Genomic DNA, 12,086 nt, shown 5'->3' with positions numbered 1-12,086 from the left:
CAACATTCGACGATGCACTTTGAGGACTACAACAATGATTATTTACGGTGTGGCGCTGCTGGCGATCTGTACGCTGGCAGGGGTGATCATGGGTGACATGCTCGGCGTGTTGCTGGGCGTCAAATCCAACGTCGGCGGGGTCGGCATCGCCATGATCCTGTTGATCTGCGCGCGGTTGTGGATGCAGAAACGCGGCGGCATGACCAAGGATTGCGAAATGGGCGTCGGCTTCTGGGGCGCGATGTACATTCCGGTGGTGGTGGCGATGGCCGCGCAACAGAACGTCGTCACCGCCCTGCACGGTGGCCCGGTGGCGGTGCTGGCGGCAATCGGTTCGGTGGTGGTGTGTGGTTGCACGATTGCCTTGATCAGCCGCACCCATAAAGGCGAACCGTTGCCCGACGAACCGGTGGAAGTCACTCCGGTCGGCACCCCGGTAGGAGGCCGCTGACATGTGGGCACTCATTGAAAACGGTCTGGAACACAACGGTCTGGTCACTGCCTTCGCTTTCGTCGGCGTGATCATGTGGGTCTCGGTGGTTCTCTCGAAACGCCTGACGTTCGGGCGCATTCACGGCTCGGCGATTGCCATCGTCATCGGTCTGGTGCTGGCCTGGGTTGGTGGCACTATGACGGGCGGCCAGAAAGGCCTGGCGGATCTGACGTTGTTCTCCGGCATCGGCTTGATGGGCGGCGCGATGCTGCGTGATTTCGCGATTGTGGCGACGGCGTTCGAAGTGCAGGCGACCGAGGCGAAGAAGGCCGGGTTGATCGGCGTGATCGCGCTGCTGCTCGGGACCATCCTGCCGTTCATTGTCGGCGCGTGCATGGCCTGGGCCTTCGGCTATCGCGATGCGGTGAGCATGACCACCATCGGCGCCGGTGCGGTGACCTACATCGTCGGGCCGGTGACCGGCGCGGCGATTGGTGCGACCTCGGATGTGATGGCGTTGTCGATTGCCACCGGATTGATCAAGGCGATTCTGGTGATGGTCGGCACGCCGGTCGCGGCGCGCTGGATGGGCCTGGATAACCCTCGTTCGGCGATGGTGTTCGGAGGTCTGGCCGGGACGGTGAGCGGGGTGACCGCGGGGCTGGCGGCGACGGATCGGCGGTTGGTGCCTTATGGGGCGTTGACCGCTACGTTCCATACTGGGCTTGGCTGTTTGCTCGGGCCTTCACTGTTGTTCTTTATTGTTCGCGGGATTGTGGGCTGACTTTCGGATTCTGTGTTGTCGGGTCTAACGCCATCGCTGGCAAGCCAGCTCCCACAGGTTTTGTGTTGTAAGAAGATTTCCGAATCAGCACAAAACCCTGTGGGAGCTGGCTTGCCAGCGATGCAGGCGACTCGGTCTCAAGTCTGGCGATTGGCATACATCCGACATTCCGCCAGCAACGCCAGCAGATTCGGATCGCGCTCCTTGGCCTTGAGAAACACCACGCCAATGTGCTGCTGCAAGCGGTACTTCTCCTGCAACGCAATCAGCTTCACGCGGTTCTCGTACACCGCCGCAATCCGCCCAGGCAGCAACGCATAACCGACCCCCGAGCTGACCATGCTCAGCAGGGTGAAGATGTCGTTGACCTGCATCGCCACCTTCGGCTCGAACCCCGCCTGCTTGAACACCCGGATGCCGTCCTGATGGGTGGCGAAGCCTTGGGTCAGGGTGATGAAGGTTTCGTCGCGCACTTCCGCCAGATCGACTTCCTGACGCTGGGCGAATCTTGAATCTGCCGGCGTGGCGAGGAAAATGTCGTCGGAGAACAGCGGGATCTGCTCGCAGTCCGGGTCGCTGACCGTGTCGTCCAGCGACACCAGAATCGCGTCGACTTCCATGTTCTTCAGCTTGTACAGCAGGTCGATGTTCGAGCCGAGGATCAGGTCGATGTTGAGTTCGCTACGGCGGATCTTCAGGCCCATGATCAGTTGCGGTACGGTTTTCACCGTCAGCGAATACAGCGAGCCGAGTTTGAAGCGTTCAGCGGAGAATCCGGCAGCCTCGCGAGTCAGGCGTACGCTTTCGACCACGTCCTGGATCAGCTTCTGCGCGCGTTCTTCGAGCACGTAGGCGCTTTCCAGTGGCGTCAGGTTGCGGCCTTCGTGCTTGAACAGCGGGCAGCGCAGGGCGCTTTCCAGCGAATGGATCGCCCGGTGCACGCTGACATTGCTGGTCTGCAACTCGGCAGCGGCGCGCGCCAGATTGCCGGTGCGCATGAAGGCGAGGAACACCTCGAGTTTTTTCAGGGTCAATTCTTCGTCGATCAGCATGGCGCGGACTCTTTTTCGAATGCGTCGATTGTGCCTTGAAGAGCAAAAGATCGCAGCCTTCGGCAGCTCCTACCTTTGGAATGCGATTCTCCTGTAGAAGCTGCCGCAGGCTGCGATCTTTTGATCCTGGCTTTGAATGGAAACATTGCGCTTTTACGCTCAAGGCCCGAGCCTTGCGCGTTGCGGTAACGAATAACGAGGTGAGTGACACATGTATCACGGGGAAAAACTCAACGCCTGGACGCACTTGGTCGGGGCAGTGGCAGCGTTTATCGGCGGCGTGTGGATGCTGGTGATTGCCAGCCTCGACGGCAGTCCGTGGAAGATTGTCAGCGTGGCGATCTACGCCTTTACCTTGCTGGTGCTCTACAGCGCCTCGACCGTGTACCACAGCGTGCGCGGGCGCAAGAAAGCGATCATGAAGAAGGTCGATCACTTTTCGATCTACCTGCTGATCGCCGGCAGCTACACGCCGTTCTGTCTGGTGACGCTGCGCGGGCCTTGGGGCTGGACGCTGTTCGGGATTGTCTGGGGGCTGGCGCTGATCGGCATCTTGCAGGAGATCAAGCCACGCTCGGAGGCACGGATCCTGTCGATCGTGATCTATGCGGTGATGGGCTGGATCGTACTGGTGGCGGTCAAGCCGTTGATTGCGGCGCTGGGCACGGCTGGCTTTGCCTGGCTGGCGTCGGGTGGGGTCTTGTACACCGTGGGCATCATCTTCTTTGCCCTGGATCACCGGTTGCGGCATGCGCACGGGATCTGGCATCTGTTCGTGATCGCCGGGAGCCTGCTGCACTTTGTGGCGATTCTGTTTTATGTCCTCTAGACACGCCACCGTCCCCCTGTAGGAGTGAGCCTGCTCGCGATGGCGTCAAGTCAGCCAACATCTTTGTTGAATGACACACCGCATTCGCGAGCAAGCCCGCTCCCACAGTGGATTTGCAGTGAACACAAATGCTGTGTACACCCAAGAACTACCGTGGGAGCGGGCTTGCTCGCGAAGAGGCCCTAGAAGTCACCCCACAACTGCTGGGCCACCGCCAGCGCCACCACCGGCGCGGTCTCGGTGCGCAACACCCGTGGCCCGAGGCGTGCCGCATGGAAGCCGTTGCCCTTGGCCTGCTCGACCTCGGCATCCGACAAGCCACCCTCCGGCCCGATCAGAAACGCCAGCGTCGCCGGTTTGGCATGACTCACCAGCGGCTCGGCCACCGGGTGCAGCACCAGTTTCAATTCGGCCTTGGTCTGCTTCAGCCAGTCGGCCAGCAGCAGCGGCGGATGAATCACCGGCACCCGCGAACGACCGCATTGCTCGCAGGCGCTGATCGCCACCTGACGCCAGTGCAGCAGGCGTTTGTCGGCGCGTTCGTCCTTCAGGCGCACTTCGCAGCGGTCGCTGAAGATCGGGGTGATTTCCGTCACGCCGAGTTCGGTGGCTTTCTGGATCGCCCAGTCCATCCGTTCGCCCCGGGACAGGCCCTGGCCGAGGTGGATCTGCAGCGGCGATTCGATCTGCCCGGCCAGTTGCTCGTCGATCTGCACGACGACGCGTTTCTTGCCGACTTCCACCAGCGCGCCGCGAAACTCATGGCCGGAACCGTCGAACAACTGCACCGCATCGCCCTCGGCCATGCGCAGCACGCGGCTGATGTAATGCGCCTGGGCTTCCGGCAGTTCGTGTTCGCCAGTGCTCAGGGGGGCGTCGATAAAGAAGCGGGACAGTCTCATTTCGGGTCTCTAGAAAATTGGCTCAGAGTTGCGGCTTACTGGTGTCTTGCTTTTGTGGCGAGGGAGCTTGCTCCCGCTCGGCTGCGCAGCAGTCGTAAAACCGGTCGACGCGGTATTTCTGCTGCATTGCATTGGCCGGTTTTGGGAGTCCTTCGGCCTCCAGCGGGAGCAAGCTCCCTCGCCACAGGGGTGATGTTTGAAACAGTCGGACAATCAGCCCGGATCGCGAAAGCCCGGGTGGAAATCCTTCGGCACCGCCACGCTGACGCTGTCACGGGTGGCGATGTCGATGCCTTCGCTGGCGACTTCGGCGAGGAAGTCGATCTGCTCCGGGGTGATCACGTACGGCGGCAGGAAATACACCACGCTGCCCAGCGGCCGCAGCAGCGCGCCGCGCTCCAGCGCATGCTGGAACACCTTCAGGCCACGGCGTTCCTGCCAAGGGTAGGCCTCTTTCGTGGCTTTATCCTTGACCATCTCGATGGCCAGCACCATGCCGGTCTGGCGCACTTCCGAGACGTTCGGGTGATCGACCAGGTGCGCAGTGGCCGAGGCCATGCGCCGGGCCAGCGCCTGGTTGTTCTCGATGACGTTGTCCTGCTCGAAGATATCCAGCGTCGCCAGCGCCGCCGCACAGGCCAGCGGGTTGCCGGTGTAGCTGTGCGAATGGAGGAAGGCGCGCAGAGTCGGGTAGTCGTCGTAGAACGCGCTGTAGACCTCATCGGTGGTCAGGCACGCCGCCAGCGGCAGGTAGCCGCCGGTCAGGGCTTTGGACAGGCAGAGGAAGTCCGGGCGGATGCCGGCCTGTTCACAGGCGAACATGGTGCCGGTGCGGCCAAAGCCAACGGCGATTTCGTCGTGGATCAGGTGCACGCCATAGCGGTCGCAGGCCTCGCGCAGCAGCTTGAGGTACACCGGATGGTACATGCGCATGCCGCCGGCGCCCTGAATCAACGGTTCGACGATCACGGCCGCAACGCTGTCATGATGCTCGGCCAGTGTCTGTTCCATGGCCGCAAACATATTGCGCGAATGTTCTTCCCAGCTCATGCCTTCGGGGCGCAGGTAGCAGTCCGGGCTTGGCACCTTGATGGTGTCCATCAGCAGGGCTTTGTAGGTTTCGGTGAACAGCGGCACGTCGCCGACCGCCATCGCCGCCATGGTTTCACCGTGGTAGCTGTTGGTCAGGGTGACGAAGCGCTTCTTGTTCGGCTGACCGCGATTGAGCCAGTAGTGAAAGCTCATTTTCAGCGCGACTTCGATGCAGGACGAACCGTTATCGGCGTAGAACACCCGATTCAGACCTTCCGGGGTCATCTTCACCAGGCGCTCGGACAGCTCGATCACCGGTTGATGGCTGAAGCCGGCGAGGATCACGTGCTCCAGCTGATCGACCTGATCCTTGATGCGCTGGTTGATGCGCGGGTTGGCGTGGCCGAACACGTTGACCCACCAGGAACTGACGGCGTCGAGGTAGCGCTTGCCTTCGAAGTCTTCGAGCCAGACGCCTTCACCGCGTTTGATCGGGATCAGCGGCAGCTGTTCGTGGTCTTTCATCTGGGTGCAGGGATGCCACAGCACCGCGAGGTCGCGTTGCATCCACTGGTTATTCAGGCCCATTTACAGTCTCCTCGAGGCGGCTCGCGTCAGGCGCGGGCAAACAATCGCGCAAGCCTATGCAATGCATCGCGCCGGGACAACCCATTGCGTCGATTTCACGCCTCTTGCCTCGACTTGCCCCGTTAATCTTTCCTTAACCACTATGCTCAAGACTCTTGATCGTATTTCTCGATATTTCAAAGCAAAATTTTCCGCTTTAATTCGATAGATAACTCGCTAGTCTTGGTTCGCAGTTCTCACAGGATTTGGGCAATGCAGCTACGTAACTCTGCTTCTCGCTATGGTTGGGTCAGCATCTTCATGCACTGGGGCGTGGCGCTGGCAGTCTTCGGGCTGTTCGCGCTGGGTCTGTGGATGGTGGGGCTGGATTACTACAGCAGCTGGCGCAAAGACGCGCCGGATCTGCACAAGAGCATCGGCCTGGTGTTGCTGGGCGTGATGGTGTTGCGAGTGCTCTGGCGTTTTATCAGCCCGCCGCCGCCAACGCTGCAGAGCTACAGCCGAATGACCCGCCTCGGCGCCAAATTCGGCCACGGGTTTCTGTACGTCGGGCTGTTCGCTGTGATGCTTGCCGGTTACCTGATTTCCACCGCAGACGGTGTCGGGATCCCGGTGTTTGGCCTGTTTGAAGTTCCTGCACTGGTTTCCGGGCTACCGGATCAGGCAGATACCGCCGGGGTGATTCATCTCTGGCTGGCATGGGCGCTGGTAATTTTTTCCGGCCTCCATGCGTTGGCAGCATTGAAGCACCACTTTATTGATCGTGATGTGACCCTGACACGAATGCTCGGTCGCAAAGCCTGAAATTCAACCTCGACTCAAAGGAAAAGAAAGCATGTTGAAAAAGACTCTGGCCGCTCTGGCAATCGGTTCTGCCGTACTGTCCGCGAACGTGATGGCTGCTGATTACACTGTCGACAAGGAAGGCCAGCACGCCTTCGTCGACTTCAAGATCAGCCACCTGGGCTACAGCTACATCACCGGTACCTTCAAGGACATCGACGGCAAGTTCAGCTTTGACGCCGCCAAGCCTGAAGACAGCAAAATCGAATTCAACGTGAAAACCGCCAGCGTGTTCACCAACCACGCCGAGCGCGACAAGCACATCTCCAGCAAAGACTTCCTGGACGTGGGCAAATACGCTGACGCCAAGTTCGTCTCAACCAGCGTCAAATCCACCGGCAAGAATGCCGCTGGCAAAGACACTGCTGACGTGACCGGCGACCTGACCCTGCACGGCGTGACCAAGCCAATCGTGGTCAAGGCTGTGTTCCTGGGCGAAGGCAAGGATCCATGGGGCGGCTACCGTGCCGGCTTCGAAGGCACCACCAGCATCAAGCGCTCTGATTTCGGCAAGATGATGGATCTGGGTCCACAGTCCGACAACGTCGATCTGTACATCTCGTTTGAAGGTGTGAAAGCGAAGTAATTTTCGCCGCCATGCAAAAACGCCCCCGGTCGCAAGATCGGGGGCGTTTTTTATTGCCCGTCACAACCCGGATCCCCTGTAGGAGCTGCCGAAGGCTGCGATCTTTTGAGGTTGGTTTTTCCAGGGTCAAAAGATCGCAGCCTTCGGCAGCTCCTACAGAAAGCGGGTTCTGGGACATTCATAAAAAATGCCCCGGCTCTTTCGAACCGGGGCATTTTTCATTGCAGCGATAACTCAGCGATTGCGGGTCAGCAGTGCTGGTTTTTCGCCACGCGGACGGGTCGGCAGTTGATCAAGCTGCTCAGGCGTCGGGAAGCGGTCGGCTTTCGATTCCTTGTGCATGATCTTCGGCCCGTTGCTGCGCGGGTTCTGCACGGCCGGTTCAGCGCGTTGCTGATCGTCGCGTGCCGGGCGGCGGTTGCGCGACGCGGACTCGTCACGACGGCCCTGCTGGCCATCACGCGGCGCACCATTGCGTGGGCCGTTGCGTTTGGCCGGCGGAGTACCGGTGCTCGAACCGTTGCTGTTGCGCGGACCGTTCTGGCGACCTTGCGGCTGACCGCCACGTGGAGCGCCAGCGCCTGCACCTTGTGCCGGAGCCCCCGGACGACGGCCACGGCCACCGGCAGGGGCCGCTTTCGGCACGTAGTCAACGCGGTTACCGAAGTTGTCGATATCGTCGTCAAGGAACTCGTCCGGTGCGCGATCAGCCGCGGCGCGTGGTGGCTGGCTCGGACGCTGTTCGCGGGCCGGGGTGCCTTCACGTGGTTTCTGCTGACGAGCAGGGCGCTCGCCGCGTTCGCCGGCGGGTTTTTCCTTGCCCTTGTCTTTGCCTTTGTCCTTGCGACCGCCGCCACCACCGCCGCCATTCGGACCGTCGCCACGCGGGCCACGGGAATTGCGCGGGTTGCGCATGTCCGGACGCTCACGCACTTCAGGCTTCTCGGCCTCGATGGTGCTGGCATCGAAGCCCATCAGGTCGCCGTCGGCGATTTTCTGCTTGGTCATGCGTTCGATGCTTTTCAGCAGCTTTTCTTCGTCCGGGGCCACCAGCGAGATCGCTTCGCCCGAACGACCGGCACGGCCAGTACGGCCGATACGGTGCACGTAGTCTTCATCGACGTTCGGCAGTTCGAAGTTGACCACGTGTGGCAACTGGTCGATGTCCAGACCGCGCGCGGCGATGTCGGTCGCTACCAGAATGCGCACTTCACCGGCCTTGAAATCGGCCAGGGCTTTGGTGCGGGCGTTCTGGCTCTTGTTGCCGTGGATCGCCACAGCCGGCAGGCCGTGTTTGTCCAGGTACTCGGCCAGACGGTTGGCGCCGTGCTTGGTACGGGTGAACACCAGTACCTGTTCCCAGGCGCCGGCGGTGATCAGGTGCGCCAGCAGGGCACGCTTGTGGCTGGCCGGAAGACGGAACACGCGTTGTTCGATGCGCTCGACCGTGGTGTTCGGCGGCGTGACTTCGATGCGTTCCGGGTTGTGCAGCAGCTTGCCGGCAAGATCGGTGATGTCTTTGGAGAACGTCGCCGAGAACAGCAGGTTCTGCCGCTTGGCCGGCAGACGTGCGAGGACTTTCTTCACGTCGTGGACGAAGCCCATGTCGAGCATGCGGTCGGCTTCGTCGAGGACGAGGATTTCGACGTGGGACAGATCGACGCTGCCTTGGCCGGCGAGGTCGAGCAGACGACCCGGGCAGGCCACCAACACGTCAACGCCACGGGACATGGCCTGGACCTGTGGGTTCATGCCGACGCCGCCGAAGATGCAGGCGCTGACGAATTTCAGGTCACGGGCGTAGATCTTGAAGCTCTCGTGAACCTGGGCCGCGAGTTCGCGGGTCGGGGTCAGGACCAGTACGCGCGGTTGGCGCGGGCCATGACGCTGGGATTTGTCCGGGTGACCGTTGGGGAACAACCGCTCCAGGATCGGAAGGGCGAAACCGCCGGTTTTACCGGTACCTGTCTGTGCCGCAACCATCAGGTCGCGACCTTGCAACACGGCGGGAATGGCCCGCTGTTGCACCGGAGTAGGCTCGGTATAGCCCGCATCTTCGATGGCACGGACTAAAGCCTCGGAGAGACCGAGGGAAGCAAAGGACATGAGTAATCCTGTTTTAGTTAGGGCTTGGCCCAATGGGAGTCTTGCCTGGCGCGAATCGCGTTTAAGAGGACGCGATCCCGTCCGGTCCAGCTGCGGTCTCGAAGGCACGTCAGGAGCGCTCGCGCGGGCTGAAAGCTGCGCTGTAGCGGGTCGAGAGGCCTGTTACGGTTCCGGGCGTCCGGGCGTGAGCCTGGCGGGAACGCCGGAGTATAACAGAGCAATCACTGCGCGCTGCTTTCCTGCTGCTCAACGGTTTGGCTGCTGGCCGAGGCGTTGCCCAGCGGCGCGGTATCGGCCGGGGCCGCGCCATAGCGAGCGCTGAGCTCGGCGTAGGCCGGTTCGCGCTTGAAACGCTTGAGTTCGGCGCCGAAACGCTGCACCAGCAGATCCATGCCGGCATTGCGGCGAACGGCCAGATATTGGCTCTGACGGCTGATGACCGTAGGGTTTTCGGTGATTTGATCGCGGATATTCAGTTGATCGAGCAAATGCTGACCGACACGCCGATCTGTGATCAGCAAGTCGATACGCCCGCGCAGCAGCTTGCCGAAGTTGGCTTCGTGGGTCGGCGCCGGTTCGCGGGTGAACAGGGTCGATTCGCTGAAGTCCGGGCTGTACAGATAACCTGGCGAGGTGCCGATGGTCAGGCCCTTGAGGTCTTCGAGCTGGCGGAACGGGTGTGGTCGATCGTTGGCGTAGAACATCACGAATTCGACGTCCGACAGCGGTTCAACGGGATAGAGCAGGGTGGCATCGCGCTCGTCGCTGTGAAAGATGTCCAGTGCGCCGTCGGCCTGGCCGGTCTCGAGCATCGACAGGCAGCGCTTCCACGGCAGGAACTGCCATTCGACCTCAATCCCCAGGCGCTTGAACACAATGGCAGTGGTTTCGTAGTCCAGCCCGAGGTTCTTGCCGCCCTCCTCGTAGACATAAGGCGCCCACGGCTCGGTGACAATACGCAGCTTCTCGCCCCGAGCGGCAAAGCTCAGGCAAGCAAAAACCAGCACCGTGAAAAATTGCGCGATCAAAGGCATGGCTTGAGATTACGACGAGAAACGCGAAAGAGCCAGAAAGTGCCTGCACAAGCTCTGTTTCGGGCATTTAAAAGCAAAAGATCGCAGCCTTCGGCAGCTCTACATGGGCATTAATTACACCTGTAGGAGCTGCCGAAGGCTGCGATCTTTTGATCTTGCTTTTAGTGCTTAGCGCGGCAACTTCAGGTTATTCCAGATCGCCAGACTAGGCTCAGCCTGGTTCATGGAATAGAAGTGCAGCCCCGGTGCGCCACCCTGCAGCAGGCGTTCGCACATTTCGCTGACAACTTGCTCGCCAAAACGCTGAATGCTCTGGCTGTCATCGCCGTAGGCTTCCAGTTGCTTGCGGATCCAGCGCGGGATTTCCGCGCCGCAGGCATCGGAGAACCGCGCCAGCTTGCTGTAGTTGGTGATCGGCATGATCCCCGGCACCACCGGAATGTCCACACCCAGCGCCTGCAAGCGGTCGACGAAGTAGAAGTAGCTGTCGGCGTTGAAGAAGTACTGGGTGATCGCGCTGTCAGCGCCGGCATGGGCCTTGCGCACGAAGTTGGCGAGATCGTCTTCGTAATTGCGTGCTTGCGGATGCATCTCCGGGTAAGCGGCAACTTCGATGTGGAAATGATCGCCGGTTTCTTCACGAATGAATTCCACCAGTTCATTGGCGTGACGCAGCTCGCCGCTGGTCATGCCCATGCCGGACGGCAGGTCACCGCGCAGGGCCACGATGCGCTTGATGCCGGCCGCTTTGTACTCGTTCAGCAGGCCGCGCAGGTCGTCCTTGCTGTCGCCGACGCACGACAGGTGCGGCGCGGCCGGTACTTTGACTTCGCTTTCCAGCTGCAGAACGGTGTTGAGGGTGCGATCACGGGTCGAACCACCAGCGCCATAGGTGCAGGAGAAGAAATCGGGATTGTACGTTGCCAACTGACGGGCAACGTTGAGCAGCTTTTCATGCCCAGCATCGGTCTTGGTCGGGAAGAACTCGAAGCTGTAGCGACGGTCTTGGGACATGGTCATACCCTTGGAAACAAGAACCTTCGAGGCGCTGCAATCCCATGTGGGAGCGGGCTTGCTCGCGAAAGCGGCGGGTCAGGCAACATCAATGCTGAATGACAGACCGCTTTCGCGAGCAAGCCCGCTCCCACAGGGAGAGCAGGCCGCCGCGTCAATCAGTAGCGGTAAGCGTGCGGCTTGAACGGGCCTTCGACGGTGACGCCGATGTAGTCAGCCTGTTGCTTGGTCAGTTGAGTGACCACGCCGCCGAAGCCGCGCACCATTTCCAGGGCCACTTCTTCGTCGAGTTTCTTCGGCAGTACTTCAACGGTTAGACGCTTGGCTTTCTCGGCTGGCGACAGGTCGGCGTACTTCTGGCCGAACAGGAAGATCTGCGCCAGCACCTGGTTGGCGAACGAACCGTCCATGATGCGGCTCGGGTGACCGGTGGCGTTGCCCAGGTTCACCAGACGGCCTTCGGCCAGCAGGATCAGGTAGTCGTCGTTCTGTGCGTCGAAAGCGCCCGGGCCGGTACGGTGGATCTTGTGAACCTGCGGCTTCACTTCTTCCCATGCCCAGTTCTTGCGCATGAAAGCGGTGTCGATTTCGTTGTCGAAGTGGCCGATGTTGCAGACAACAGCGCGCTTCTTCAGGGCTTTGAGCATGTTCGCGTCGCAAACATTGACATTACCGGTGGTGGTCACGATCAGGTCGATCTTGCCCAGCAGCGCTTTGTCGATGCTCGCTTCGGTGCCATCGTTGATGCCGTCGATGAACGGCGAAACCAGTTCGAAACCGTCCATGCAGGCCTGCATGGCGCAGATCGGGTCAACTTCGGAAACCTTGACGATCATGCCTTCCTGACGCAGGGACTGGGCCGAACCCTTGCCCACGTCACCGT

Annotated in this window: 12 protein-coding genes; 5 read left to right on the top strand and 7 right to left on the bottom strand. The window is 60.8% G+C overall.

Translation table 11 applies throughout. From position 1 onward, the window contains the following. Window positions 1-34: 34 nt before the first annotated feature. Window positions 35-451 carry a malonate transporter subunit MadL gene (gene madL / locus ACIOUG_RS09515; RefSeq protein ID WP_003229065.1) on the top strand — a complete coding sequence of 139 codons (417 nt, stop codon included), beginning with the start codon at window positions 35-37 and terminating at the stop codon, window positions 449-451. 1 nt (window position 452) lies between these two features. Further along, entirely contained in the window at window positions 453-1,217 is a 765-nt protein-coding gene (madM, locus tag ACIOUG_RS09510; RefSeq protein WP_401064694.1) for a malonate transporter subunit MadM, read from the top strand. A 137-nt stretch (window positions 1,218-1,354) separates the two neighbouring features. On the opposite strand, the gene ACIOUG_RS09505 is transcribed toward madM, so the two are convergent. Beyond that, a complete protein-coding gene (locus tag ACIOUG_RS09505) occupies window positions 1,355-2,269 on the bottom strand; it encodes a LysR substrate-binding domain-containing protein (RefSeq protein ID WP_338800219.1) in 915 nt (304 codons plus the stop codon). A 211-nt stretch (window positions 2,270-2,480) separates the two neighbouring features. Here ACIOUG_RS09505 and ACIOUG_RS09500 point away from each other — a divergent pair, with 211 nt between their 5' ends. Beyond that, window positions 2,481-3,098: a hemolysin III family protein gene (locus ACIOUG_RS09500; protein ID WP_007964065.1), complete on the top strand. Its 618-nt coding sequence runs from the start codon at window positions 2,481-2,483 to the stop codon at window positions 3,096-3,098. A gap of 182 nt (window positions 3,099-3,280) precedes the next feature. On the opposite strand, the gene ACIOUG_RS09495 is transcribed toward ACIOUG_RS09500, so the two are convergent. Further along, window positions 3,281-4,000 (bottom strand): 16S rRNA (uracil(1498)-N(3))-methyltransferase, encoded by a 720-nt coding sequence (locus ACIOUG_RS09495; RefSeq protein ID WP_401064692.1) that lies wholly within the window; start codon window positions 3,998-4,000, stop codon window positions 3,281-3,283. A 213-nt stretch (window positions 4,001-4,213) separates the two neighbouring features. Next, on the bottom strand, window positions 4,214-5,620 hold the full coding sequence (locus tag ACIOUG_RS09490; RefSeq protein ID WP_401064691.1) for an adenosylmethionine--8-amino-7-oxononanoate transaminase: 1,407 nt from the start codon (window positions 5,618-5,620) through the stop codon (window positions 4,214-4,216). A 252-nt stretch (window positions 5,621-5,872) separates the two neighbouring features. Here ACIOUG_RS09490 and ACIOUG_RS09485 point away from each other — a divergent pair, with 252 nt between their 5' ends. Both ACIOUG_RS09485 and ACIOUG_RS09480 read left to right on the top strand, forming a co-directional pair. Further along, window positions 5,873-6,424, top strand: a complete 552-nt coding sequence (locus tag ACIOUG_RS09485) for a cytochrome b (RefSeq protein WP_401064688.1) — start codon at window positions 5,873-5,875, stop codon at window positions 6,422-6,424. 31 nt (window positions 6,425-6,455) lie between these two features. Then, the gene (locus tag ACIOUG_RS09480; RefSeq protein WP_047596554.1) at window positions 6,456-7,049 is read left to right on the top strand and encodes a YceI family protein; all 594 of its coding nucleotides are present in this window, start codon (window positions 6,456-6,458) and stop codon (window positions 7,047-7,049) included. 234 nt (window positions 7,050-7,283) lie between these two features. Here the strand turns inward: ACIOUG_RS09480 and ACIOUG_RS09475 are convergent, their stop codons facing one another. The 4 genes from ACIOUG_RS09475 to ACIOUG_RS09460 all read right to left on the bottom strand — a co-directional run. Then, window positions 7,284-9,155: a DEAD/DEAH box helicase gene (locus ACIOUG_RS09475; protein ID WP_401064686.1), complete on the bottom strand. Its 1,872-nt coding sequence runs from the start codon at window positions 9,153-9,155 to the stop codon at window positions 7,284-7,286. 221 nt (window positions 9,156-9,376) lie between these two features. Then, window positions 9,377-10,189: a substrate-binding periplasmic protein gene (locus tag ACIOUG_RS09470; protein ID WP_401064683.1), complete on the bottom strand. Its 813-nt coding sequence runs from the start codon at window positions 10,187-10,189 to the stop codon at window positions 9,377-9,379. Between the two features lie 168 nt (window positions 10,190-10,357). Further along, entirely contained in the window at window positions 10,358-11,203 is an 846-nt protein-coding gene (metF, locus tag ACIOUG_RS09465) for a methylenetetrahydrofolate reductase [NAD(P)H] (protein WP_401064681.1), read from the bottom strand. Window positions 11,204-11,361: 158 nt separating this feature from the next. Next, the coding region (locus tag ACIOUG_RS09460) for an adenosylhomocysteinase (RefSeq protein WP_401064679.1) at window positions 11,362-12,086 on the bottom strand (725 nt) is incomplete at its 5' end.

Source organism: Pseudomonas sp. NPDC087803 (genome assembly GCF_044742995.1).
In the GTDB taxonomy this organism is placed as follows: Bacteria; Pseudomonadota; Gammaproteobacteria; order Pseudomonadales; family Pseudomonadaceae; genus Aquipseudomonas.
Note: the sequence above shows the minus strand (reverse complement) of the source record. Positions and strands in the feature narration are given on the sequence as shown.